Annotated in this window: 20 protein-coding genes and 1 pseudogene; 11 read left to right on the top strand and 10 right to left on the bottom strand. The window is 64.3% G+C overall.

Annotated features, from left to right (window positions below):
- Positions 1 to 155: 155 nt before the first annotated feature.
- From HU764_RS17255 to HU764_RS17240, 4 genes are all read left to right on the top strand, one after another.
- Complete coding sequence (locus HU764_RS17255; RefSeq protein WP_186704206.1) at positions 156 to 443, top strand: iron transporter; 288 nt, start codon at positions 156 to 158, stop codon at positions 441 to 443.
- A complete protein-coding gene (locus tag HU764_RS17250; protein WP_186704205.1) occupies positions 440 to 1,960 on the top strand; it encodes a PepSY-associated TM helix domain-containing protein in 1,521 nt (506 codons plus the stop codon). Before HU764_RS17255 ends, HU764_RS17250 begins: the two co-directional genes overlap by 4 nt.
- Positions 1,957 to 2,289, top strand: coding sequence for a DUF3325 domain-containing protein (locus HU764_RS17245; protein WP_186683130.1), 333 nt, complete (start codon positions 1,957 to 1,959; stop codon positions 2,287 to 2,289). Before HU764_RS17250 ends, HU764_RS17245 begins: the two co-directional genes overlap by 4 nt.
- Positions 2,290 to 2,376: 87 nt before the next feature.
- Positions 2,377 to 2,916 (top strand): histidine phosphatase family protein, encoded by a 540-nt coding sequence (locus HU764_RS17240; RefSeq protein ID WP_085273221.1) that lies wholly within the window; start codon positions 2,377 to 2,379, stop codon positions 2,914 to 2,916.
- Positions 2,917 to 2,928: 12 nt separating this feature from the next.
- Here HU764_RS17240 and HU764_RS17235 read toward each other — a convergent pair whose 3' ends face one another.
- The gene (locus HU764_RS17235) at positions 2,929 to 3,714 is read right to left on the bottom strand and encodes a sulfite exporter TauE/SafE family protein (RefSeq protein WP_027593979.1); all 786 of its coding nucleotides are present in this window, start codon (positions 3,712 to 3,714) and stop codon (positions 2,929 to 2,931) included.
- Positions 3,715 to 3,835: 121 nt separating this feature from the next.
- Positions 3,836 to 4,441: a helix-turn-helix domain-containing protein gene (locus tag HU764_RS17230; RefSeq protein ID WP_085273222.1), complete on the bottom strand. Its 606-nt coding sequence runs from the start codon at positions 4,439 to 4,441 to the stop codon at positions 3,836 to 3,838.
- A 115-nt stretch (positions 4,442 to 4,556) separates the two neighbouring features.
- On the opposite strand from HU764_RS17230, the gene HU764_RS17225 reads away from it, so the two are divergent.
- The 3 genes from HU764_RS17225 to HU764_RS17215 all read left to right on the top strand — a co-directional run bounded on the left by HU764_RS17225 (position 4,557) and on the right by HU764_RS17215 (position 7,316).
- Positions 4,557 to 5,693, top strand: a complete 1,137-nt coding sequence (locus HU764_RS17225) for an NAD(P)/FAD-dependent oxidoreductase (RefSeq protein ID WP_186704204.1) — start codon at positions 4,557 to 4,559, stop codon at positions 5,691 to 5,693.
- A gap of 12 nt (positions 5,694 to 5,705) precedes the next feature.
- Positions 5,706 to 6,083: a RidA family protein gene (locus HU764_RS17220; RefSeq protein ID WP_027593976.1), complete on the top strand. Its 378-nt coding sequence runs from the start codon at positions 5,706 to 5,708 to the stop codon at positions 6,081 to 6,083.
- Positions 6,084 to 6,251: 168 nt separating this feature from the next.
- A complete protein-coding gene (locus HU764_RS17215) occupies positions 6,252 to 7,316 on the top strand; it encodes a YkvI family membrane protein (RefSeq protein WP_099429949.1) in 1,065 nt (354 codons plus the stop codon).
- 77 nt (positions 7,317 to 7,393) lie between these two features.
- On the opposite strand, the gene mcpA is transcribed toward HU764_RS17215, so the two are convergent.
- Both mcpA and HU764_RS17205 read right to left on the bottom strand, forming a co-directional pair.
- A complete protein-coding gene (gene mcpA, locus HU764_RS17210; protein WP_186683126.1) occupies positions 7,394 to 9,280 on the bottom strand; it encodes a methyl-accepting chemotaxis protein McpA in 1,887 nt (628 codons plus the stop codon).
- A 141-nt stretch (positions 9,281 to 9,421) separates the two neighbouring features.
- On the bottom strand, positions 9,422 to 10,300 hold the full coding sequence (locus HU764_RS17205; RefSeq protein ID WP_186704203.1) for a LysR family transcriptional regulator: 879 nt from the start codon (positions 10,298 to 10,300) through the stop codon (positions 9,422 to 9,424).
- 102 nt (positions 10,301 to 10,402) lie between these two features.
- Between HU764_RS17205 and HU764_RS17200 the strand changes: the two genes are divergently transcribed.
- Positions 10,403 to 10,831 carry a PACE efflux transporter gene (locus HU764_RS17200; protein ID WP_027593972.1) on the top strand — a complete coding sequence of 143 codons (429 nt, stop codon included), beginning with the start codon at positions 10,403 to 10,405 and terminating at the stop codon, positions 10,829 to 10,831.
- 65 nt (positions 10,832 to 10,896) lie between these two features.
- Here the strand turns inward: HU764_RS17200 and HU764_RS17195 are convergent, their stop codons facing one another.
- The 5 genes from HU764_RS17195 to HU764_RS17175 form a co-directional block, all read right to left on the bottom strand.
- A complete protein-coding gene (locus HU764_RS17195; protein WP_186704202.1) occupies positions 10,897 to 11,961 on the bottom strand; it encodes a hypothetical protein in 1,065 nt (354 codons plus the stop codon).
- A gap of 188 nt (positions 11,962 to 12,149) precedes the next feature.
- Positions 12,150 to 12,830, bottom strand: a complete 681-nt coding sequence (locus tag HU764_RS17190; RefSeq protein WP_027593970.1) for a GntR family transcriptional regulator — start codon at positions 12,828 to 12,830, stop codon at positions 12,150 to 12,152.
- A 15-nt stretch (positions 12,831 to 12,845) separates the two neighbouring features.
- The gene (locus tag HU764_RS17185) at positions 12,846 to 13,550 is read right to left on the bottom strand and encodes an FCD domain-containing protein (protein WP_186683123.1); all 705 of its coding nucleotides are present in this window, start codon (positions 13,548 to 13,550) and stop codon (positions 12,846 to 12,848) included.
- A gap of 44 nt (positions 13,551 to 13,594) precedes the next feature.
- Positions 13,595 to 14,905, bottom strand: coding sequence for a C4-dicarboxylate transporter DctA (locus HU764_RS17180; protein WP_027593968.1), 1,311 nt, complete (start codon positions 14,903 to 14,905; stop codon positions 13,595 to 13,597).
- Between the two features lie 247 nt (positions 14,906 to 15,152).
- Positions 15,153 to 15,467 (bottom strand): helix-turn-helix domain-containing protein, encoded by a 315-nt coding sequence (locus tag HU764_RS17175; RefSeq protein ID WP_186683120.1) that lies wholly within the window; start codon positions 15,465 to 15,467, stop codon positions 15,153 to 15,155.
- A 164-nt stretch (positions 15,468 to 15,631) separates the two neighbouring features.
- Between HU764_RS17175 and HU764_RS28145 the strand changes: the two are divergent.
- From HU764_RS28145 to HU764_RS17165, 3 genes and pseudogenes are all read left to right on the top strand, one after another.
- Positions 15,632 to 16,063 (top strand): annotated as a pseudogene (locus HU764_RS28145) (PAS domain-containing protein); the annotation flags it as partial.
- A 126-nt stretch (positions 16,064 to 16,189) separates the two neighbouring features.
- Positions 16,190 to 17,299 (top strand): methyl-accepting chemotaxis protein, encoded by a 1,110-nt coding sequence (locus HU764_RS17170; RefSeq protein WP_371097562.1) that lies wholly within the window; start codon positions 16,190 to 16,192, stop codon positions 17,297 to 17,299.
- Positions 17,300 to 17,311: 12 nt separating this feature from the next.
- Positions 17,312 to 19,006, top strand: coding sequence for a putative bifunctional diguanylate cyclase/phosphodiesterase (locus HU764_RS17165; RefSeq protein WP_186683118.1), 1,695 nt, complete (start codon positions 17,312 to 17,314; stop codon positions 19,004 to 19,006).
- 70 nt (positions 19,007 to 19,076) lie between these two features.
- On the opposite strand, the gene HU764_RS17160 is transcribed toward HU764_RS17165, so the two are convergent.
- On the bottom strand, positions 19,077 to 23,903 hold the full coding sequence (locus HU764_RS17160; RefSeq protein ID WP_186704201.1) for a dermonecrotic toxin domain-containing protein: 4,827 nt from the start codon (positions 23,901 to 23,903) through the stop codon (positions 19,077 to 19,079).
- Between the last annotated feature and the right edge of the window lie 25 nt (positions 23,904 to 23,928).

The raw sequence follows: 23,928 nt of genomic DNA, 5'->3' as shown, positions 1-23,928 counted from the left end.
GCCCAATCCCCTGTAGGAGCAGCCTTGTGCTGCGAAGAGGCCGGTATTAGCAGCGAAGACTCTCGGGCTATCACCGGCCTCTTCGCAGCACAAGGCTGCTCCTACAGGGCGATTGGGTTGCGCAGCTCCCACCCAAGACCCTCGAGGAGCTTCCGATGATCCAAGCCCCCGCCTGGCTGCAGATCTTCTCCCGCAGCACCGCGGCGTTGCTGGGCGGTTATGCGTTCAGCTACGCCGCCAGTGCCTGCCTGGCCCGGTTGCTGCCGCTGTCGTCCGCCGACGCGGTCATTGTCGCGACCCTGCCAGCCTTCGTCTTCTACACCGGCGCAATCCTCTGGTCCTTTGCCAGCCGTGATGCCGTGCGTGCCTGGGCGCCGCTGGTGCTTGCTGCACCGCTGGCACTGATCGGCTTCTGGCCGCAGGCACTGAGGTGGCTGGCATGAAGAATACCTTCACTCAATCGATGGCCTGGTTGCACACCTGGGCCGGGCTGATTTTCGGCTGGCTGCTGTTTACCATCTTCGTCACCGGCACCCTGGCGGTGTTCGACAAGGAGCTCGATCACTGGATGCAGCCGGAGGTCCCGGCAACCGAGGTGTCCCAGGCCGACGCCGCGCGGCGGGCCGTTGCCTATCTGCAAGCCCACGAACCGAAGGCCGGCAACTGGGGCATCAGCCTGCCCACCGAGCGTTCGCCCGGGTTGCGGGTATCAACCGGCGAGCGTCGCCATGGCGGTGGCGTGCAGCTCGACCCGCGTACCGGCGAGGCCATCGAGGTGCGTGACAGTGTTGGCGGCAACTTCTTTTTCCGCTTCCATTTCACCCTCGACTTGCCGCGCAACTGGGGCATCTTCGTGGTCGGTGCGCTGGCGTTGGTGATGCTGGCGGCACTGGTCACGGGCATCGTGATCCACAAGAAGATCTTCAAGGAGTTCTTCACCTTCCGGCCCAACAAGGGCCAGCGCTCATGGCTGGACTTTCACAATGCCAGCGCCGTGCTGTTGCTGCCGTTCCACCTGATGATCACCTACACCGGTTTGGTGATCTTCATGCTCATCTACATCCCGGCAGGGATTGATGCATTGTTCGAAGGCAACAGTCGCGCGTATTTCCAGGCGCAGGGCAATGCCCGCCTGGAGCAGCCACGGCAACTGGCCAGGCAGCCGGGCGAGCTGGTCGATGTGGCGCCGTTGCTGGCCCAGGCTGAGGCGCGGCTGGGGCCGATTGGCGGTTTGAACATCCGCAACCCCAACACCGCAGGCGCGCGTATTGAAATCCGCCCTGAGCTAGGCAACCGGATCGCCCTCGCCAAAGGCCAAGCGATGGTCTTCGATGGCGTCAGCGGCGAGCTGCTTAGCGATGTGCCTGAGTGGCGTGCGGCCCCGCTGACCCAGCGGGTGATGGTCGGTTTGCACTTTGCCCAGTTCGGCGGCTACCCGATGCGTTGGCTGTACTTCATTTGCGGGGTGGTCAGTTGCGTAATGATCGCCAGTGGGCTGGTGCTGTTCTGCGTCAAGCGTGGGCGCAAATATGCCAGCGCCACGGCGCAGCCTTCGGCGCGGCGCTGGTACCGGGTAGCCGAAGTGTGCAATGTCGGCTTCGTCAGCGGGTTGTTACTGGCCTGCGTGGCCCTGCTGTGGGCCAGCCGCTTGTTGCCGGTTGAGCTCGTGCAACGGGAAAGCTGGGAGGTGCGCGCGTTCTTTGGCACGTGGCTGCTGGCGCTGCTGCACGCGGGGGTGAGGCCGGCACGGCGCGCCTGGGTCGAGCAATTGCTGTTGGTGGCGCTGCTGTGCATCAGCTTGGCCGCGTTGGGTGGCATGGCTGACGCGATGCGCCTGGGTGTGGTGGCGTGTGCGATGGTGTTGGGCGTGTTGCTGGGGCTGGTGGCTTGGCGGGTACGTCAGGCTGCGTCGGCGCCGCAGAAGATCAGGGCAGGGCGAAGCGTGGAGGCGGGCGCATGATGATGTGGGTTACAGGCGGTATGTTGTTTGCCTACGTCGGGATGCTCGGGTTGTGCCAGGGCTTGGAGCGGCATTACAAGCATGTCTGGAATCGGCCCTGCCCACGTGGCCTACGCCTGGGGTTGCGAGGGGCAGGGTGGCTGGCGCTGCTGGTCAGCCTGCTGCTGTGCGCCCAGGCCTGGGGTTGGGCCATGGGGCCGGTGGCGTGGTTCGGGGCGCTGTCGCTGGCAGGGATGCTGCTGGTGATGCTATTGCCCTACTGGCCGCGGCTGGCCGTCGGCTTGTCGGCGGCAGTGCCGGTGTGGGGTGTGATGTTGCTGCTGGCTTGATCTGCACAGGCCAGGCGCATTTCGTCGCGCAAAAAAAGTGACGGCATGCTAAACCATCCGCTCCCGCCTGCCATGAAGAGAGCACCGGTGAAAGCCGTTCGCCTGACCCTCGTTTGCCATGCCCTGACCCACGCGCAGAAGACCGGCTGCCTGCCCCGGCCGGAGGACGGCATCCTGGCGCTTGAGCAACCGCCCGTGTCAGCTGGGCCTGCCGTGCAGGTGCTGAGTGCGCCGGAGCGGCGGGCCTGCGAGACTGCGGCATTTTTATCGGCGCAAGCACGGGTCGAACCGGCATTGGCGGATTGCGACCTGGGGTGTTGGCAAGGCTTGTCGCTCAAGCAGTTGCAGGCAGCCCATCCACAGGCGTTGTCCGAATGGCTGGAAAACCCCGACAGCACACCGCATGGCGGCGAATCGTTCGCCCAGCTGTGCCAGCGCGTAGCGGTTTGGCTGGCGGCGTTCGACACGCCGGGTGAATGGCTGGCGGTGACTCACCCCATGGTCATCCGCGCCGTACTGGTCCAGCTATTGGGGTGTCCGATGAGCGCCCATCAGCGCATTGATGTGCTGCCGCTATCGCGCCTTGAACTCAGCTTCGCCGGGCAGTGGCGTCTGCGTCTGGGTTGATAGCGGTGGCAGTCAGAAGGCCAGTTTGTAGCCGATCAGCAACAGCATCGCGGCCAGGCACGGGCGCAGCACGCGGTCGGAAATCCGCCCGGTAAGGTGGCTGCCCATGTAGATACCCGGCAGCGAACCGAGCAGCAGGTAACCCAACAGCGACCAGTCCATGTTGCCCATGCCGGCGTGGCCCAGGCCCGCGACCAAGGTCAGCGGTACCGCGTGGGCGATTTCGGTGCCGACCAGGCGGCGGGTCACCAGGAACGGGTAAAGCAGGAACAAGGCCACGGTGCCCAATGCGCCAGCGCCGATGGAAGTCAGGGTGACCATGACGCCCAGCACGACGCCGGTGAGCACGGTCAGCGTGTTCAGGCTGCGGTCGCTGAGGTGATAGTGGTCACCGGCATGACGGCTGGCGAATGCCTGCAGGCGCGATTTGAACAGAATGGCCAGTGCGGTGAGGATCAACACCACGGCCAGGCCTTGTTTGATGATGGCGTTGAGCGCCGAGGTGTCGGTATGCAGGGTGCTGAGGAACCACAGGGTGAGTGCGGCGGCGGGCACGCTGCCCAGGCTCAGCAGGCCGGTGATTTTCCAGTCGATGTTCTTGTTGCGGGCATGCACCCAGACGCCACTGGCCTTGGTGATGGCGGCATAGAGCAGGTCGGTGCCGACAGCAGTGGCCGGGTTGATGCCAAACCACAAAAGAATAGGGGTCATCAGCGAGCCGCCACCTACGCCGGTCATACCGACGATGAAACCCACGACCAGCCCGGCAAGGGTGAAACCGAAAGAACCTACATCCATACGCTACTCGACTGCCCAACTTTGCCCGTTATCGGATGGAAGCCAGCATATAGAATTTTTAATAGCCAAATAGACTAGTTCGTTATTAGGTTATAACTGCGTGTTGCCTGTACGGCACCGCTCAGCGGTCCGTCATGACCACCATCACCTGCGCATCAGCGCCGTCTTCGCTTTCCGACAGGTAGATATGCCCCACCTGGCTATTGAAGTAGGCCGTCTCTTGCGGGCCGATGCTGACGGCTTCACCCGTCTCGAACTCGATGCGCACACGCCCGCTGAGCACCAGTGCGAACTCTTGGCCTGGGTGGCGGATAAAGTCGTCGAACTGCCCGCGCTCGCGGGCGATGATGCGGGCATAGGCGGGTGTCATGCGCCGCTCGGGGAATGCACCGGCGATCGGGTGGTAGTCGTAGGTACCCGTCGCGTAGCCTGCCACCGCGGCCAGTGAGTCCACCACCACGGTGACCGGCACCGGCGTATCGGCCGTGCCGCTGGCACGGAACAGCTGCGCGATATCGACATTCAGCGCGCGGGCAGCGGCGGCCAGTTTTTCATAACTTACCGAGACCTGGGCAAGCTCCATTTTCGACAAGGTCGACACCGGCACGCCGCTGGCTTCGGACAATTGCTTGAGGGTCAGCTGGCGCGCCTTGCGCACTTGGCGCAGGCGCCTGCCGACGGCGGCGCGGTCTAGCAAGGGCAGTGCATCGGGACGGTCATCGGGCATTCGGGGCACTCGGCATACGGCGTTGGTCGGGCATATTACCTTGGACACTTGTGCAGTTCTAAATTCTCATATATTAGAATTCTCATAAATGATAATTATCGAAGCAGGAGCGTGCATGACCCCGATCTACGACACCCTGATCATCGGCGCAGGCATTGCCGGCGCCTCCTTGGGTTATCGCCTGGCTGGCCAGCAACGGGTGCTGCTGCTCGAGCGCGAGTCACAGCCGGGCTATCACTCGACCGGGCGCTCGGCTGCCATGTTCATGGAGGCCTACGGCACGCCGCAGATTCAGGCACTGACCCGTGCCAGCCGAGCGTTTTACGAAGCGCCGCCCGCAGGCTTCTGCGAACACCCTTTGCTTGAGCCGCGCGGCTGCCTCTATGTCGCCAGCCATGAACAACAGCAACTGCTCGAACAGACCCATGCACAGAACCTGGCCAATGGCACCGAAGTCAGCCTGCTCGACCGCGACGCGGCGCTGGCGCTGGTGCCGAGCCTGCGGCCCGAGGTCGTAGCCGGCGCGGTGCTGGAGCCAGGCGCCATGGACTTGGACGTACACGCGCTGCACCAAGGGTTTTTGCGCGGCTATCGGGCTGCCGGGGGTGAACTGCGCTGCAACGCGGAATTGGCCAAGGCCCGCTTGCTCGATGGCGTGTGGCAGGTGGAATTGAGCGATGGCAGCTGTGTCCAGGCTCATCAACTGGTCAATGCGGCAGGTGCCTGGGCCGACCGCGTCGCCGAGCAATGCGGCGTGGCGCCCATCGGCCTGCAGCCGTGCCGCCGCAGCGCGTTTACTTTCCCCGGCCCCGCCGAGCAGGACTTCGCCCGCTGGCCAGCGGTTATAGGCGTTGACGAGAGCTTCTATTTCAAGCCCGACGCCGGGCAACTGCTCGGCTCGCCCGCCAACGCCGACCCGGTCGAACCCCAGGACGCCGCGCCCGAAGAGCTCGATGTGGCGGTGGGCATCTACAACATCGAAGCCATGACCACGATGACTATCCGCCGCCCAAGCCACAGTTGGGCCGGTTTGCGTTCGTTTGTTGCCGATGGCGACCTGGTGATTGGTTTTGATGCACGCATGCCTGCGTTTTTCTGGCTGGCGGCGCAAGGTGGCTATGGCATCCAGTCGGCAGCAGGTGCTTCGCGCCTGGCAGCTGACCTGCTGCTTGGCCAGCCGCTGTGCCCTAGCCTTGTCAGCCAGGGGGTGGCGCCTGAACGCCTGTCCCCGGCACGTTTCCAGCAACCGTGAATGGAGCTTTTTATGAGCAATGATATCCAGCGTTTTCCCAGCAGCCTGCCATTTCCGTTTTCCCGTGGCGTAAAAGCCGGCGGCTTCCTGTTTCTGTCTGGCCAAGTACCGATGAGTGCCGGCGGCGAAGTGGTGCGGGGTGATATCCAGACCCAGACCCGCGCGGCCTGCGAACGCATCGCCGAGAGCCTGGAGGCGTGCGGGGCACGCTTCGATCAAGTGGTGAAAGCCACGGTGTGGCTGTCGGACATGAGCCACTTCGCCGGCTTCAACGAGGTTTACAAGGAATTCTTCGGCGCCGCCTTGCCGGTTCGTTCGACGGTGGCCTCGGCGTTGGCGCTGGGGGTGGATGTAGAGATCGAGGTGCAGGCGTTTATCGGCCAAGCGTAACCGTTCACTGATCCAGCAGGAAATTGTAGGCGCAGCCTTGTGCTGCGTAAGGGCCCGGATTGCCCATGGCATTGCTGTGGTGCTGCTGGCCTCTTCGCAGCACAAGGCTGCTCCTACAGGGGTTCTTTGCCGCAGTGACACACAACAACAATAAAACCAGAGGTTCACATGCAAGAGCAGCTGAAAATCGCCGGGGCCTTCGTTGGCGTGATCGTGGGGGCGGGCTTTGCTTCGGGGCGGGAACTGTTGTTGTTCTTTGTCGATTTCGGGGTGTGGGGGCTGGTCGGCGCGCTGGTCAGTGCCGCCTTGTTCACCTTCCTCGGCATGGCCCTGGCGGGCTTGGGCAACCGGCTGCGGGCCACATCGCACAAGGATGTGATACAGGCCATCTGTGGCCGTCACCTGGGCCTGTTCGTCGACTGGCTGATCACCTTCTTCATGTTCGCCGTCACCGTGGTCATGCTGGCCGGTGGGGGGGCACTGCTGGAGCAGCAGTTCGGTATCCCGGCGTTGACCGGCAGCGTGCTGATGACGGTCGTAGTGGTCGGCATCGTGTGCCTGGACGTGCGCAAGGTGATCCTGGCCATCGGCGCGATCACCCCGTTGTTGATCCTGGTGGCGTCGGCGATTGCACTGTACGCAGTGTTTACCCGCGAGCAGAGCTTTGCCGACCTCGATCACCTGGCGAGCCAGCAGCAGGCCGGTACCCGTCATTGGCTGTTGGGCGCTTTCTTGTATGTGTCCTACAACATCGTTGCCGGTGCGCCGATCCTGGCCATTCTGGGGGGCTCGGCCAAGGGCGAGAAGACTGCGGTGTGGGGCGGGTTGCTGGGCGGTGCAGCGCTCGGTGGCTTGATGTTGGTGATGAGCGCCGGGCTGTTGTCGCGCCTGGACAGTGTTGCCGATCTGCCGATGCCGATGCTGTCGATTGCCAATGAGGTGTCGCCGCTGTTGGGGCTGGTGATGTGCCTGATTATTTTCGGCATGATCGTGAACACGGCGGTGGGCACTATGTTCTCGTTCCTTTCGCGGCTGTTGCCGGCGGGCACGGCGACGTTTCGCTGGGGCTCGGTGGTGACCGGGGTGGTGGCGTTTGGCTGTAGCCTGGTGGGGTTCATCAGCCTGGTGGGCGAGGTGTATCCGCTGTTTGGCTACCTGGGTTTTGTGCTGATGGCGGCGGTGTTGCTGGCCTGGGTGCGGCGGGGTAAGGCGGTAAAAGCGGTGGTGGTTTAGGGGGGGGCTGTTGCGCAGCCCATTCGCCAGCAAGCCCGCTCCCACAGGGGGAGAGGGCTTGCTGGCGAACGTGACACTTAGATTCTGAAGCTGCCCACCAGCTGCTTCAATCGGCCAGCCTGTTGGGCCAACTGATCGCAGTGCAGCAGTGTCTCGTTCAGGTTCTCGACGCCTTGCTGGTTGAGGGCGTTGATCTGGGTGATGTCCAGGTTGAGGCTCTCGACCACGGCAGTCTGCTCTTCAGTGGCAGTGGCCACCGACTGGTTCATGCCATCGATCTCGCCAATGCGCTGGGTCACGCTGGCCAGGCGCACACCGGCCTGGTTGGCCACTTGCACGGTCTGTTCGCTGGAGACCTGGCTGGTGTTCATGGTGTGCACCGCCTCGCGCGAGCCCACTTGCAGGCTGGTGATCATGCGATGGATCTCTTCGGCCGACTCCTGGGTGCGGTGCGCCAGGTTGCGCACCTCGTCGGCGACCACGGCGAAGCCACGGCCGGCTTCACCGGCACGCGCGGCTTCGATGGCGGCGTTGAGCGCCAGCAGGTTGGTCTGCTGGGAAATGCCTTTGATCACATCGAGAATCTTGCCGATTTCGTCGGTGCTGGCGTTGAGCGTTTCAATCTGCGCGCACGATTCGCTGATGCGCTGCGACAGGGCGGTCATGGCACTGATCGCTTCCTCGACCACTTCGCGGCCACCGTGGGCCTGCTCGCTGGCGCCGCTGGCATGCTGCGAGGCGTCGGCGGCGTTGCGCGCGATCTCCTGGGTGGCAGCGCCCAGCTCGTTGATGGCTGCCGCCACACTGTTGGTGCGCATGCTCTGTTCTTCGGAGCCGATGATCGAAGCGTTGGAGGCGTTGACGACCTTTTCCGACAGGTCATGCACCAGCCGCGTAGCCGACGACACTTCACTGATCGAGGCATGGATGCGTTCAACGAACCGGTTGAACGACATCGCCAGTTCGCCGAACTCGTCCTTGTTCTGCACGGCCAGGCGGCGGGTGAGGTCACCTTCACCTTCAGCGATGTCGCGCATGGCACGGCCCATGGTGGTCAGCGGTTGCATCAGCACCGGGATCAACAAGCCCAGCAGGCCGGCGATGGCGGCCACGGCGATGAGCATGGCGATGATCGCCGAGGTGCGGAATTGGCTAAGGGCGGCGTAGGCCTTGTCCTTGTCGATCGACAGGCCGATGTACCACTGGGCCGACGGCAGGCCGTTGACCGGGGCAAAGGAGATCAGGCGGTCCTGGCCATTGAGGGTGACATCCTGCATGCCCGAGGCGACGCGCAGGCCACTGCCGGGGTAGATGTCCTTGAGGTTTTTCATCACCTGGTCTTTGTCCGGGCTGACGATGACCTGGCCATTGCTGTCAGCAAGGAAGGCATGGCCGATGCCGCCGAAATCGACCGAGTTGATGATTTCGACCAAGGTGTCGAGGGTCACGTCGCCGCCGACCACACCGATCAGTTCACCGTTGCCTTTGCCCTTCACGGGGGTGGCGATGGTGACCATCAGGCCGCCGACGGCGCCTTGGTAAGGTGCGGTCAAAACGGTCTGCCCGGCGCTTGCCGCGGTGCTGTACCACGGGCGTTGGCGGGGGTCGTAACCAGCGGGCATCTGCGCGTCTGGGCGCTGGGTGAATGCACCGTTGGCCTGGCCCAGGTAGGTGAACAGGAAATTGCGCGTATAGGACGGCTGCTCGACCAGGCCGTTCAGGGTATCACCGGCGCCTTGCTGGCCAATGTCCTGGGCCAGGTTTTCCAGCACCAGGATGCGCCCGCTCATCCAGTTCTGCACACTGCTGGCGGTCAGTGCGCCGGATTGCTGCACCGAGGACTCGATATTCTGGCGAATGGTGTTGCGTTGCAGGTAGTCGTTGTAGAGGGTGAACAGGGCAAAAGCCAGGACCACGACGCCGCACGCGCTGAGCAGGATCTTGTGGCGAAATTTCAGGTTCATGTTTCGAGACCTTGAGCCAATCAGGGGGGAGGGCACAGCGCACTCATGACGCGCTGCGCCCTGTCGTCTGGCTATCGGCTTGAGGGGTAAAAAATTGAAACACTTAGCGAAATTTCTTTAGGCCGTTTCGACGAACGGCATTCAGCGTTTACACAGCTGCTCGATCAACAGCCGCGCTGCCTGGCGCAGCGGGTGCTGCTTGCGCCACAGGATGTGCACGGGCAACTGCAGTTCATTACGGGTATTGCGAAACTCTAGCCGCACCAGCCGCCCGGCCGCCAACAGCGGTGCAATGCGCGAAAGCGGCAGGTCACCCCAGCCCAGGCCGGCCTCGACCATCTGCAGGGCGACGTCGAAGCTGTCGGTGGACCAGTGCGTGGCCCCGATCAGGGCGCGCGGGTCGGTCAGCGGCAGGTCGCGGCTGCGCACCAGGATCTGGCGCACATTGATCAGGTCTTCAAGGTAGTGAATGCGTGCGTCGAGCAGCGCCGGATGGGTGGGTGACAGGGTAGCCACCAGCGACTCCATGCCGATGTACTGAAAGCCGCGACGGGCATCGACCTGCAGGCCGGCGAAGGCCACGCAGAGGTCGGCGCGGCCACTGTCGAGCAAGTGCAGGGCTTCTTCCTGGGGGGCGCTGAGCAGCGCGATGTCCAGCAGCGGGTAGCGCTCACCGAGCTGGGCGATGGCGCCTAACAGCGGGCGATGGTCGACGTCGGGGACCACTGCGATGGTCAGGCTGCTCTCAAGCCCCTGGGACAACTCCAGGGCATGCACCTGCAGCAGCCCGAGTTGTTCGGCGATCAACCTGGCGTGGGGTTCCAGGGCCAAGGCCTGGGCCGTCGCCCGCACTTCGCGCGGGCCGCGTTCGAACAGGCTGTAGCCAAGCTCTGCCTCAAGGTTACCGATGGCCATGCTCACGGCCGACGGCACCCGGTGCAGGGCGCGTGCGGCAGCGGAGAACGAACCGCGGTCGAGCACGGCGAGAAACAGCTGAATATTGTCGCTGGAAAAGTTCATGGCAGCCTCCTGTCAGTTGATCTGACAGCTGCCGACTTTTACTGTCAAGAAGATTGAAGCATGCTCGCCCCATCGTTTTTTTGACTTTGGAGGTAAACCCAGGTGCAGGGGCTCAAACGCAAACTGGTCTATGTGACTTTCTATGAACTGATCGGGTTGTGCATGTCCACCCTCGGGCTGGCGTATCTGTCAGACACCCAGGCTTCCCACACCGGGCCATTGGCCGTGATGATCACCACCATCGCGATGCTCTGGAACTTGATTTACAACACCCTGTTCGAGCGCTGGGAGGCCCGCCAGGCCAAACGCGGGCGCAGCGTGGCCCGGCGCGTGGCGCATGCCATCGGTTTTCAACTGACGTTGGTGGTGTACCTGATTCCGCTGATTGCCTGGTGGCTGGACATGAGCCTGGTCGAGGCGTTTCTGGTGGACCTGGCGTTCATCATCCTGGTGCCGTGCTACACCTTTGCCTACAACTGGGCATTCGACAGGCTCTTCGGCTTGCCCACCTCGGCGCTGGCCACTGCCTGACAGGTTGCTGAAACGCCCCTTGTAGGAGCAGCCTTGTGCTGCGAAGAGGCCCGCACAAGCAACCCCTAAGGCGGCAGGCGTATCAACAAAGGCGCCTGCCGCTGTTCCGCCTGCGGCGCTATCGGCTGCTCCACCGGCCGCGGCGCACTGGCCAGCAAACTGTCCTCGACCTGCCCCGACAGGTAATACACCCCCGCCATCGCCCCGCTCTGGCGGTTCTCCATCAACTCCTGCCATTCCTGGTTCAGCGCCACGTTGAGGATCACCCGCAACTGTTCGACCATCTGCGGTTGTTCACGGCCGTGGGTGATCATGCCGTACCCGGTTGCCGCCACCGAGATCATCGCCCCAGCCACCTTGCCCACCGCAGAGGCCACGGCACTGGCGATGCCGCGTGGGGCCAGGGTGGCGCCGAGCTTCTCGCTGGCGCGGGTGGCCACCGACGACAGGCCCACGTCGGTCTGCCCCGGGCCTTTGCTGGCTTGTTGGTGCAAATGCTCACGCATGGCTTGCCAGGCCGGTTGTTGGTCCAGCGACTTGGCCCGCAGCAGTTGGTAGAGGCTGGCGTTGCGTGCAGCGGGCGGGCCCAGAGCGATGGCAGGTATCCGGTTGAGGCGCTGGCTGAATTGCTCAGCCGGTGCGTTGTAGCGGGCGATGATGCCAGGCAGTTGCTGGCCGAACAGTTGCACGTACAGTTCACAGGCCCGGTCGCGAATGCCCTCGGGGTTGATCTGCTCGGCCACGGGCTCGATCACCCGTTCGTGGTACTGCTCCTGCAGGTATAGCGCCAGGCGTTTTTCTGCAGGCTCACGGCCCTCGCCACTGTCGATCTTGTACCAGGCGACCTTGAGGGTCAGCCATTGTTGGGTCCAGTAGCCGGTGAACCAGGGGATGAAGTCGCTCTCGGTGCGTTGCTGCACCTGCTCCTTCCACACCCGCATCGAGCGGCGGGCGTAGTCGTTGGCCGACCCGGCGGCACCGACCGAGGCCTCGATCAGGTCCTGGTCGATGCGCTGCCAGGCAGCGGGGGTGAGCACGGCGGGCGGTGGCGGGGCGGGCGGGCGCTTGCTCGCACAGCCGCCGAGGGCCAGCAACAGGCACAGTAGCAGTAAGGGGATACGCGAGCTCACGCGGCCGCCTCCCTGGGTAGAGGCTGGGGTGGTTTCTCGAGTATAGAGAGAAGGCTGCCAGTAGGAGCGGCCTTGCGTCGCGAAAGGGCTGCGAAGCAGCCCCAGGATTTCAGCCTCACCGAAACATTGCAGGGGGCCGCTTTGCAGCCCATTCGCGACGCAAGGCCGCTCCTACAACGACAAAAAACTCAGCCCAGGTCGAGCTTGTCTTGCAGCCGGTCCAGGTGCTCGTGCATCAACGCCAACGCTGCGGGGGCATCACCTGCCTCGACCGCATCGATGATCGCCGCATGTTCTTCCCAGGCACAGTGGTCGCAGCAGGGCGACTCATAGCGGGCGATGATCAGCGAGGTCATCGGCACCAAACCGTTGAGAAACCGCGCCAGCGGGGCGTTGGCGGCGACCTGCGCGAGCTTCAGGTGAAACTCGCCGCCCAGGCGGATGGCCGCGCAGCGCTCACCGTTTTCGTGGTGTTGGCGCTCCCGCTCGACCAGCAGGCGCAGCTGGCGGATCTGCGCCGGCCGGGCGCGTTGCGCGGCGAGGGTGATCAAGGTGGTTTCGGCCAGGCGCCTGGCACTGAGCACCTGGCGCGCCTGGTCGGGGTCGGGTGCGGCCAGGTGCGCGGTGTGGCTGGGGCGCTGAACCACCACCTGTTGGTCCGACAGGCGGCCGAGCACCCGGCGTATCACCGTGCGGCTGACACCAAAGGCATGGCCCAAGGCCTGCTCGGGCAGCAGCGCACCTGGCGGCAAGCGCTGTTCAAGGATTGCGTCGAACAGCCGTGGGTAGATCTGGTCGGCCGACAGGCGAGTTTCGCCGGCGGCGAGCAAGGCAGGCAGGCGGGGGGCGGCGTGGGCGCAGGCAGTCATGGTCGCTCTCCTGGGTCAAGGGCGGGGGTGTTCGTCCGGGATGTTGAGTTGGATGCCCATGCGCTGGCCTTCGGCAAGGATGTGCTGGCGCATCTGGGCGCTGGCCTCGGCGCTGTTGCGTTCGCGGATGGCGCGCACCACGGCATCGTTTTCCTTCAGCCGTGCGGCCAGGTGTTCGGGCGAGTTGCGCAGCATGTCGGCGCTCTGCTTGAGGGCGTTGCTGGTCTGCTGCACCACGCTCTGGAAGATCGGATTGGTGGTCAGGGCGAACAGCGCCTCATGCAAGGCGATGTAGGCTCTGACCCCGGCTTCGCTGTCATCGGCCTCCAGCGCTTCGCGCATGTCCATCAGCGTCAGGCGCAATTGGCCGATGTCGTGGCTGTTGGCCGATTGCGCGACCAGGCCGACGATGAAGGGCTCGAGGGTGTAGCGCAGCTCCAGTACATCGGCCAGGCTGGCCGACGCGCTGGTGTCGATGCTCGGCTCCTGCATGGCAGCATCGGCATCCAGCACCAGCACGCCTTTACCGGGCAGCGCGCGCACCAGGCCCAGGGTTTCCAGCACGGTGACGGCTTCGCGCAGGCTGGGGCGGCTGATGCCCAGTTGTTCGGCCAGTTCGCGCTGGCCAGGCAGCATATCGCCGGAGCGCCACTGGCCTCGGGCCAGGGCTTGGCGGAGTTTTTCCACCACTGAGTTGACGACGGTCGATGAGCTGATCACGGTTCGCTCCTGGAAGGGCCGGCGTCATCGCCGGCCGCGTTCGATCAGAATTCCTGTTGATGGATGTTGGGCTGCTTGCGGGGCGTGTGGGCAAAACCGGGTTTGCCAGCGAGTACGTTCTGCGCGCGCTCCAGGTCGATGTCCTTCTCCCAGCGCGCGATGGCCACGGTGGCCACGCAGTTGCCGATCAGGTTGGTCAGTGCCCGGCCGATACCCATGAACCAGTCCACCGCCAACACCAGCACCAAGCCCACCACCGGAATCGCCGGCACGGCGGTCAAGGTGGCAGCGAGGATCACCAGCGCCGAGCCTGGGATGCCATGAGCGCCCTTGGAAGTCACCAGCGAGACCAGCAGGATGGTCAACAGGTCGGTCATCTCCAGTGGCGTGCCGGTGGCGTTGGCGATGAACACGATGGCCAGGGTCAGGTAGATGGAGAAACCGTCGAGGTTGAACGAGTAGCCGGTCGGGATCACCAGGCCGACGGTGGAGGTACCGATGCCCAGGTGCTCGAGCTTGCGCATGATCTGCGGCAGCACGGCGTCGGAAGAGGCGGTGCCGAGGACGATGGTCAGCTCTTCACGCAGGTATTTGATCAGGGGCAGCAGTTTCAGCCCCGACAGGCGCATGACGGTACCGAGGACAATCAGCACGAAGCCGGCGCAGGTCAGGTAGAACAGTGCCACCAGGCCACCCAGGTGCTGCAGCGACTCGAGGCCATATTTGCTGGTGGTGAAGGCGATTGCGCCGAACACACCAATGGGCGCCAGGCGCACGATCATGCCCATGATACGGAAGATCACGTGGCTAAGTTCGTTGATCAGCCGCGAAATACCTGCCGCCGAGTCGCCCACCAGGTTCAGCGCGCTGCCGAACAGCACCGAGAACAGCAGCACCTGCAGGATGTTGTTGTCAGCAAAGGCGCCGATCACCGACGTCGGGATCAGGTCCATGAAGAATGCGGTGGCGCCATGGATGTGCTGGCCGCGCTCGGCCAGGCTGCTGGCGTCGGCGCTGGACAACTGGTCCAGGTGGATGTTGGCACCGCTGCCAATGCCGCTGGTGAAGGCGAACACCAGGCCGATCACCAAGGCGATGGTGGTCAGTACTTCGAAGTAGATGACTGATTTCAGGCCGATCCGCCCGACCTTTTTCAAGTCGCCAGCACCGGAGATACCGCTGACCACCACACAGAAGACGATCAAGCCGATGAGCATCTTGATCAGCTTGATAAAGCCGTCACCGAGGGGTTTGAGTTGCAGGGAGACTTCGGGGAAGCTGAGGCCGCAGGCAATGCCGAGGGCAAGGCCCAGCACGACTTGCAGGAAGATCGAACGCGAGCACCATTTGAGCATGGGAGTGATCTCTGGTCGGTGTCCTTGCTTCGATGCCGAGAGGGTCAAAGAGCGCAGGACTTAATTATTGTGGTCTTACCGGTTTGTTCAGCGCGAGGCCATAAAAGCGCGAAAAATCCTACATTGCAAGTGATTTTGGCCTTACCGGTCTGACCAGTTGTGGGGCAATTGGCCCTGCCAGGCTCTAATTCGGTGCATGCCATTTATCGGGGCTGAACAGCGCCCCCAGGTAAACCGATGAATCAGGTCAGGGCTTGGCCAACGCCTGGTCCACTGCTGCAATCAGCTTGCCAAGATCTTTGGGCGGGGCGTTGTGGATGACACCGAACAGATAGGCGCGCTGCTCCTCTTCGTCGTCCGGTTCGGCGAAGAAGTCCTTGGGTTTGATACCCAGTACGCCTGCGAAGGCCATGAGCGCATCGACGCTGGGGGTGTAGGCGCCGGTCTCGAAACGGCTGATGGTCTTGGGGTCGAAGCCGGTTCGCTCGGCGAATTGTGCCTGGGTCAGACCCGCCAGCTTGCGGTAGCGGCGCAGGGCAAAACCCAGAGCTGATCTCGTCATCACTTAATTCCCATTTAGAATCAAGAACTTAACGATATCTATCCGCATGGCGCAACGCCATGATCGATCACCTTTATTTGATTTATGTGATGAATTTCGTAGAATTCGCGGCTTGACCGGACAGTCATCGTCGAGTTTCCAGTGTCATTCGGCCTCATGCCGGTATGGCTGGAAGCGCATGTGCACATTGGAGCGGATCGCTGCGTATCGGTTCCGATGGTCGTCGATGGGCAGGGTGCCGGTTCGTCAGTGAATGGAGTCTCATCGTGCGTCTCAATCTCCCGGTAACCCCGGTCGAGCAACGTTTCCCCTCGGGTCAGCGGCTGATTTCCGCCACCGACACCGCCAGCCACATTACCTACTGCAACCCCGAATTTGCCGCCATCAGCGGTTACAGCGAGGCCGAGCTGATCGGCAGCCCGCACAACCTGGTGCGCCACCCCGACATGCCGCCAGCGGTGTACGCATTGATGTGGCGCTACCTCAAAGCCGGCAAAAGCTGGATGGGCATCGTCAAGAACCGCTGCCGCAATGGCGACTTCTACTGGGTCAATGCCTACGTCACGCCGATCCTTGAAGACGGCCGGGTGATCGGCTACGAATCGGTACGGGTCTGCCCGACTCGCGAACAAGTCAGCCGTGCCGAGGCCCTGTATGCGCGACTGCGTCAGGGCCAGGCGCCGCTGTCGTACGGCCGCCGCCTGGCGTTGCTGGGCCAGGCCATGGCCTTGCCGCTGCTGGGTGGGGTGTTGGCGGTGAGCGCCAACCAGTTCTGGCCAGGCTGGCCCGGGCAGGGCCTAACCCTTGCGTTGTTCGCGGCCTATGGCCTGTGGATGCGCAACGACTTGGGCCGCCAGTTGCGGCGGGTCATCCAGGGCGCCGAAGGCACCTTCGCCGACCCCACCGCGGCGTTGACCTACAGCGACCTGCCGGGCGCCGCCGGGCAACTGCAGCTAATTTTGATTGGTGAAGAGGCGCGCCTGAAAACCGCGTTGACCCGGCTCAGCGACCTGGCCACGCAGATGGCAGTAGCCGCGCACGATGCTGGGCGTCTGTCGCGCGGTACCGAAACGGCCCTGCTGGAGCAGCGCGCCGAAACCGACCTGAGCGCAACCGCGATGGCCGAGATGACCGCCTCGATCGGCGAGGTGGTCAACCATGTGCAACTCACCGCCGCCGAGGCGCATACCGCGCACCTGCTGGCCGAGCAGGGCAGCCGCGTGGCCGATGCCAGCGGCACGGCGATCCGCGCCCTGGCCGGCACCGTGGACCAGATCAACCAGGCGGTCACCCACCTGGCTGGTCAGACCGGCGCCATCGCCGAGGCGACGGGGATGATCCGGGGCATTGCCGAGCAAACCAACCTGCTGGCGCTCAATGCCGCTATCGAGGCCGCCCGTGCCGGTGAGCAGGGCCGTGGCTTTGCCGTGGTGGCCGACGAGGTGCGGGCGTTGGCCGACAAGACCCGGCAGTCGACGTTGCATATCCAGGCCATTATCGATGGCCTGCGCAGCGGTGCTGAAGAAGCCGTGGCCATTGCCAGCCAAGGCATTCAGGGCGCCGAGCAGGGCGTTGCCCAGGTGCAGGAGGCCCAACAGGCGCTGCACGGTATTCGTGAAGCGGTGCAACGCATCAGCGGCATGAGCCAGCAGATGGCCACAGCCTCGCAGCAGCAGTCTGCCGTGGCTGAAGAGGTGTCGCGGCAGATCAACGGTGTGGCGGGCATTGCCCAGCACAGCGCCCATAGCGCCAACGCTGCCGCCTCGCGCGGTGCCGAGCTGGAAGAGGTGTGCGCCGGATTGCGCGCCCTCGTGGAGCGCTTCAACCGTTAGGGCAGGATGCTTATGGACGATAACTATCGCGCGGCCGTGGACGCGGCCGCGATCTTTTCCGAAACCGACCTGCGTGGCTGCATCACTTACGTCAACCAGCAGTTCTGCAGCATCTCCGGTTACAGCCGCGACGAACTGCTGGGCGCCAACCACCGCATTCTGAATTCCGGCCTGCACGAGCCGGAATTCTTCCTCGGCATGTGGCGGGCGCTAACGGCGGGCAAGGTGTGGAAGGGCGAGATCTGCAACCGCGCCAAGGACGGTTCGTTGTACTGGGTCGACAGCACCATGGTGCCGCTGGTCGACCCGCTGACCGGCAAGGTGCGCAAGTATGTGTCGATCCGCTTCGACGTCACCGAGAAGCGCCAATTGCTGCACACCTTGCAATGGCGGGTGGGGCACGATGTGCTGACCGGGCTGCCCAACCGCGCCTACCTGTCCGACCTGCTCAATCAGGCACTGGCGTTCTCGCGCCGTGAAGACATCCCGCTGGCGGTGTGCATGCTCGACCTGGATGGCTTCAAGGCGGTCAACGATGGCTACGGGCATGCCACTGGCGACCTGTTGCTGGTCGAAGTGGCGCAGCGCTTGAAGGGCATCTTGCGCGGGGGGGATGCCGTGGCCCGGTTGTCGGGTGACGAGTTTGTGCTGATCCTGCGCAATGTCAGCGACGACCGCCAGTTGCATGCGGCCCTGTGCCGGGTGCTGCGGGCGCTGGCGGCCACCTATGTGGTGCGCGAGCACACCCTCTCGTTGAGCGCCAGTATTGGCGTCACGCTGTACCCGCTCGACGATGAGGACGCCGATACCCTGGTGCGTCACGCCGACCAGGCCATGTATGTGGCCAAGCAGCGTGGGCGCAACCGTTACCACGTGTTCGATGTGTCCCAGGAGCAGGAACTCAAGGCCACCCACCAGACTGTGACACGGGTGCGTCGGGCACTGCGCAATCGCGAGCTGTGCCTTTACTACCAGCCCAAGGTCAACCTGCGCAGCGGTGAGGTGCTGGGTTTCGAGGCGTTGCTGCGCTGGCAACGGCCGGGCCGTGGCCTGGTGCCGCCGGGCGAGTTCCTGCCGTTGGTGGAACAGACCGACCTGATCATCGAAATTGGCGAATGGGTGATCCACCAGGCGCTGAGCCAGTTGCAGACCTGGCAAGGGCAGGGGCAGCCGTGGTCGGTGAGTGTCAACATTGCTGCGCGGCATTTGCAGCGCAGTGATTTCGTCGAACGCCTGGAACAGTTGCTGGCGGAGCACCCCGGGGTTGACCCGGCCCGGCTGGACTTGGAAATCGTCGAGTCGGTGGCCATCGACAACCTGCAGCATGTCAGCCGGTGCCTGGATGCCTGCCGGGCCTTGGGCGTGCGCTTTTCGCTGGACGATTTCGGCACCGGCTATTCGTCGCTGAGCTACCTCAAGCGCTTGCCGACCCAGACCATCAAGATTGACAAATCGTTCGTGCGCGACATTCTCCATGACCAGGATGACCTGGCCCTGACCGGGGCGGTGATCGGGCTGGCGCGTGCGTTTGGCCGCGAGGTGGTTGCCGAAGGCCTGGAGAGTGTCGAGCATGGGCGGGTGCTGATGGCACTGGGTTGCGAGCTGGCGCAGGGGTATTTCATCGCCAGGCCGATGCCGGCGAGTGAAGTTCTGGCCTGGGCGCAGGGGTATCGGCAGCCTGAGCAATGGCGCAGCGTTAAAGGCTGAAGTCCAAGCGCTTGCAGCCGAATCGGCTGCGGGCGACACGCCCTGCAGGGGGCCTGCCACCCGCTGTACGTCAGGCGGCCTGGAACAGAGCCTGGGTCAACTGCCGGTAGAGCTGGTCTCGCGCCTGCTGGCGGGTGCTGAGCAGCAGGCGGCCAGCCAGCGCGTAAAGCTCGTCTTCGCCACTGTAGCGCCCCGACACCAGGTCGATGCGCTGCAAGGTGCCCTCCACCCGCCATGCCAGCCCCGGTACGGTGTGGGTCTCGCGCTCCAGCGCGGTGATGAACGCCAACGGAACAGCGGGCCCGCGGTAGGCACCGGGCGCGGTGGTGGGTTCACTCAACTCGGTGTAGTACTCCGAAGCAGCCTCCCAGTCACGTGCGAGCGTTTCGAATGGCTCAGGCCGTAGCCGCCGAACCCAGGCGCGCCAGAAGGGTTGCTCACTCGTCCAGCGTGCCAGGAAGGCAGCATCCGCCTCAGTTTCGACTGCCAGGGCCAGGCGTTGCAGGGTGGCCTCGCTCAGTTGCGCCAGGTAGCCAAAGGCGATCTGCCCAGGTTGTTCGGGCAGGCCCAGGCGTTCGCGCAGGGCGATGCGTGCGACCAGGGCGATTTCAATTTCGTCGGGCGGTGTTTGTGGGTCGCTCAGGTGTGCATCGCTCAAATCGTCTTCCGCCACCAGGGCTGGTGCGGCCTGGCGTTCGCTGTCGTTTTGCGCATCGCTCAAGGCCTGCCGGCGTGCCCGGCGAGCGTTGTACAGGGCGCCTATGCGTTCATCCAGGCGGCCCTGGCGGGCCAGGCCAGTGGCGACGGACACAGCGACCGCTTCGTCGGTGGCGCCGGGGTGTGCGGCAGCCACGCTACGCCACACCGACACCTGCGTTTCGACCCGCTGGAACAGCAGGCTGGCCTGGTCCACGCAGGCCTCGGCTGCGTCGTTGATCTCGGTGAGTACTTGCTCACGCAGTTCGGCGAGGCCCCAGCCCGCGTCACCGACGTCTTCGCGGGTGAGCGTGCGCAGTACATGCACGATGCGCTCACGCGTGCGCACCGGGTTAGCCAGGTACTCCGGCGTTTGCGCCATGCGTTCGGTCAGGCGGTACACGGGCGCCCACTCAGCGTCTTCGGCATTGGCCTCGCGGTGTGCCTCAAGCTCGGGGGGCAATTCGATCACCCAGGCCTCGTCCTCCAGGGCTTCTATGTCCGGGATGGCCGTCAGCCCTGCGCCGAACAGGCTGCGTTGAGCCTGCTCACTGAAGGGGTTGTCGTCGAAGTCGTAATAGGTGCCTTCATCCCCGCTACGTATCGCTTCAGCGAACGCCGTGTCGTGCAATTCGGGTGCATCGACCAACCGGTTGCCACTGAGGTCGAGCGAGCGCAGCACGAGTGGGCGTTGATTCATCAAGCCTGGCAGGCCTTCGGGCCATTGGGTGATACCGGCGCGGTCGAGGTCTAGGGTTTGCAGGTGCTGCCAGCCGGTCACGTCGGGTGCCAACTGCAGTGGGTTTTCCCCTAGGCGCAGCGAGTGCAGCTGGTTGAGGCGGCCCAGCGCCGCGCGGCTTTCTGCGGTGAGGGTGATTTCGCACGAGCCCAGGCTCAATTCGGCCAGCGCGGGCCAGCCTTGCAACGCCTCGAAGTGTTCGGTTTGCAGTGCGAGCCTGTTCAAGTCGGCCCTCAGCGCGTACAGGTGCTGCAACTGGCCGAGCCGCTGCAGAGCGGCGACCGGCAGGCTCTCCAGGCCGCCAGAGAGGTTGAGCCGCTGCAGGCGGGGCAGGCGCGTCAGTAGATCGATATTGTGTGCCTCCTGCAAAGCCACGACGTTGCACTGCAGGTCCAGGGTTTCCAGTTCCGCCATCTGGGCCAGGGCGCCGGGCAGCAAACGCAGCCTGTTGCTGGCCAGGTCCAGGTTACGCACGCCAGGGAAGGCCTGCAGGAAGCCATCGAGGTTGATCGCTTCGCCATGGGGTGAGTCGACGACCGTCAGCCACCGGACGTGCTCCAGGCGCGTGGGTAAGGTCGGCAATGCGCCCAGGTCCTGGGCTTCCAGTGCCAGTTCCAGCTGATCGGCCTCCACGCCTTCCCTGCGCCAGGCCTGGCGTATGCGCCGTGCGGCCTCCGTCCGCGCAGCGGTGCGTTGTTCGAGGGTGTCCATCGCCAGGCCTTCTGTGTCATTTACCCAGCCATCCAGTGTGGTGTTCAGGCGCTGGTACTCTTCGCGCAACTGTTCGAGCAGCCGGGTAAAGGCGCCTGGGCTTTCACCGGCCTCCAGGCGCAAGCGCTGGCGCAGCCACTCGCGGTCACCGGGGTGGCGGCTTGGGTACAGCGTGTCGAACAGCTCGTCGTCATTCAGCCAGCCCCGGCCACGGCCGCTGAGGGGGTAGCCGACACGGCCGCCCGGCGCGAGCCGTGTGGGCCGCCGATACAGGGTGCGCACAGGCGCCATACCTAATTGCTTGGCGGCGTACGTGCGGTTGCCGGCGGCCTGTTCGAACAGGGCGTCACGCAAGGGCAGCGGGTCATGTATCTGCAAGCCAAGGGCGATGCGCTCGCTGTCAGGCAGGGCGTTGAGAATGGCCTGGTAGAGCGTCGTGTGGCCGGCCAGCGGTTGGCCGTGTTCGTCGTAGGGTTGGTAGCCCCGATCATCGCGCACCACGGTTTTGCCGGCTCGTCCCTGGGCGTCAGTGCCCTGCAGTCGTGGGCCTTGCAGGTTGCCCTCTCGCAATTCGAGGTACACCTCGCCCGTCCAACCCGCTAGCCGTCGCAGAAAACCCACGGCCAGGGCATCACGGTCCTGCACCGGGCCGCTGTGCTGATAGAAGCGCAGCAGCGCACGGTCCAGACGGGCTTCGTGCTGGTAGGCACGGGCTGTTTCGGCTACCGAGAGCGGCAATCGGCCCCTTCGTTGGCCAAGGGCCAAATCCTTGGTACGGGTGTTGGCAAGGATCTCGGCCTTGGCTCTGCGGCTAAGGGACGGGAAGTCCCGGCCAAGCAGCAAGGTGGCGGCGTCAGTGCTGGCTGCCGAGGGGGTATCGGTGGCGCCCAGTGCTTGCAAACAGTCGAGCAGCAGGGCGGGGGCGGCTTCCTGATCGACCACCACGCGGCGCACGGCTGCTTCGCTGAAACCACTGCAGTGCAGTGCGCGCAGCAGGGTTTCATCACTCACCGCTGGGCCGCTGTTGGCGATGCGCCGCACCAGTTTGGCCGCGTCCCACGCCAAGGGCTGTTCGTGCTCCAGCAACCACGGCACCTGGCCATTGCCGAGCAGGCGAGGGGCGCGTTGATGGCCTTTCGCGTGTGCCAGCTGCCAGCGACTGTCGGGGGCTTTTTCCAGCGGCATGGCCTTGCCCTCCAGGTTGATCCACGGTTGGCCCTGCCAGTGGTGCAAGCCATCCGCTCCAGGGGTGCCTGGCGGCCAGGGCGCCTCGCGGGTGAAGGGGCGCAGGTCGCCGTGCCACAGGCGCTGGCCTGTTCTGCCGGGGAGGCGTGTCCAGTTTTCAAGGGGGCCTGCCAGCTGGACCGCGCTGTGCACGGCACCCAGTGCCGCAACCTGCAGCAGGCTGTTGAGCACACCGAACAGATGGCTGATGGCGGCCTCGGTTTCGCCTTCGTTCAGCGCATGGACGCCTTCGAGGAACTCGCCCACGATTTGCGCCCCGCCGACCACTAGCATCACCTCGCCCAAGGCAGGCACGAAGAAGCTGGCCACATTCAGTACAGTCAGCCCCACACCCAGCCAACCGAGCAGCCGGGCAGTTTGCGCCGCCGCGTCGAACTGCGCCGTGGGCACAGCCAGTGTCACGGCATCTGCCAAGGTGGTTTGCACCTGGTTGCTGGCCCTGGCGGTGAAGCATTCGCCGGGCCACGGCGTGAAGTCCAGTGGTAGGCGGGCGTTCTTATCCAGGGTTTCTTGCCACAGGTCGTGGGGCGAGGGGAACAGCCGGTTGATCCAGTTGAATGACTCACCTTTCTCCAGTGTAGGCGGGGTCGGGTACAGCGCTGCGTAGGGGTAGCGCGGGTAGAGTATGTGCCGCAAGCGGGCGGCGAAGGCGGGTTGCTGCGCGTGGCTGACAAAGCGTTTGAAATACACACGAAAAGGCTCCTCCCATAGCCGCTTCGTGAGTGCTGTGCCGACGGCCTGCAAGGACGAGTACTGGTGCAGGGCGCCTTGGGTGTCCCCGGGCAGGTAAAGCAGGCACGGTTCGGTCTGCCCGTGTGGCTCGAGTCGCAGCAGCAGGGCGCCACTCAGCGGGAAACCGAGCAGGCTCAGGTAGCCACATTGCAGGCGTCTCGCCCCGCCGAGCGTCTGTACCTCGCGCGCGCCAGCAAGCGCGGCCTCGCCCAAGGCTTCGCCGCGGCTGTCGATGTGCCCTTGCAGTTGCGCTGATAACAATTCGGCCGCGAAGGCGGCGCGGTCCTGCTCACGCAGCAACGCGCGAAAATCAGCGGTGTCGACGTGCTCGCGCAGGTGGTCCAGGTAGCGCTGGCCAAGGTCGAGGCGCCGTACGCCTTTCACGAATCGCACGGTGTCGAGCTGTTCCAGTTCAGGCGCATCCTGATTGGCATAGAGGCGTACCGGCGTGTCCGCTTGCAGGTTCTGCAGGGCGGCTTCCAGCCAGGACCGACTGCGCAGATGGCCCGTGGTGCGCTCGGTCAACACGGTGGTATCGAGTGGGGGCAGCGACACGCCGGGGTACCAGTGAGCGAGTGCGTCCTTCAACAACGGTCGGCAGAACGCCTCTACCGATTGCAGCGGGGCAAGGGCCTTCTGCAGTGCGCGTGTGGCGCGGTGGCTGTGCAGCAAGTGGGTTTTCAGGGCCTCGCGCTGATGCGGGGAAGTCTGGCGAAGCCAGCCGGGCAGGCGCTGTTGAATCAGGCCTACGTGATGGGGGTGCAAGTGGCTCATGGGCTGCTCCTGACAGGTTGGAGCA

This window comes from Pseudomonas kermanshahensis, assembly GCF_014269205.2.
Lineage (GTDB): Bacteria > Pseudomonadota > Gammaproteobacteria > Pseudomonadales > Pseudomonadaceae > Aquipseudomonas > Aquipseudomonas kermanshahensis.
The sequence above is the reverse complement of the archived record's forward strand: the minus strand, read 5'-3'. Positions and strand labels throughout refer to the sequence as shown.

Coding starts and splice junctions, on each gene's coding strand:
- HU764_RS17255 (WP_186704206.1), top strand. CDS start 156: ATGATCCAAGCCCCCGCCTGGCTGCAGATCTTCTCCCGCAGCACCGCG.
- HU764_RS17250 (WP_186704205.1), top strand. CDS start 440: ATGAAGAATACCTTCACTCAATCGATGGCCTGGTTGCACACCTGGGCC.
- HU764_RS17245 (WP_186683130.1), top strand. CDS start 1,957: ATGATGATGTGGGTTACAGGCGGTATGTTGTTTGCCTACGTCGGGATG.
- HU764_RS17235 (WP_027593979.1), bottom strand. CDS start 3,714: ATGGATGTAGGTTCTTTCGGTTTCACCCTTGCCGGGCTGGTCGTGGGT.
- HU764_RS17230 (WP_085273222.1), bottom strand. CDS start 4,441: ATGCCCGATGACCGTCCCGATGCACTGCCCTTGCTAGACCGCGCCGCC.
- HU764_RS17225 (WP_186704204.1), top strand. CDS start 4,557: ATGACCCCGATCTACGACACCCTGATCATCGGCGCAGGCATTGCCGGC.
- HU764_RS17220 (WP_027593976.1), top strand. CDS start 5,706: ATGAGCAATGATATCCAGCGTTTTCCCAGCAGCCTGCCATTTCCGTTT.
- HU764_RS17215 (WP_099429949.1), top strand. CDS start 6,252: ATGCAAGAGCAGCTGAAAATCGCCGGGGCCTTCGTTGGCGTGATCGTG.
- mcpA (WP_186683126.1), bottom strand. CDS start 9,280: ATGAACCTGAAATTTCGCCACAAGATCCTGCTCAGCGCGTGCGGCGTC.
- HU764_RS17205 (WP_186704203.1), bottom strand. CDS start 10,300: ATGAACTTTTCCAGCGACAATATTCAGCTGTTTCTCGCCGTGCTCGAC.
- HU764_RS17190 (WP_027593970.1), bottom strand. CDS start 12,830: ATGACTGCCTGCGCCCACGCCGCCCCCCGCCTGCCTGCCTTGCTCGCC.
- HU764_RS17180 (WP_027593968.1), bottom strand. CDS start 14,905: ATGCTCAAATGGTGCTCGCGTTCGATCTTCCTGCAAGTCGTGCTGGGC.
- HU764_RS17175 (WP_186683120.1), bottom strand. CDS start 15,467: ATGACGAGATCAGCTCTGGGTTTTGCCCTGCGCCGCTACCGCAAGCTG.
- HU764_RS17170 (WP_371097562.1), top strand. CDS start 16,190: ATGGCCTTGCCGCTGCTGGGTGGGGTGTTGGCGGTGAGCGCCAACCAG.
- HU764_RS17165 (WP_186683118.1), top strand. CDS start 17,312: ATGGACGATAACTATCGCGCGGCCGTGGACGCGGCCGCGATCTTTTCC.
- HU764_RS17160 (WP_186704201.1), bottom strand. CDS start 23,903: ATGAGCCACTTGCACCCCCATCACGTAGGCCTGATTCAACAGCGCCTG.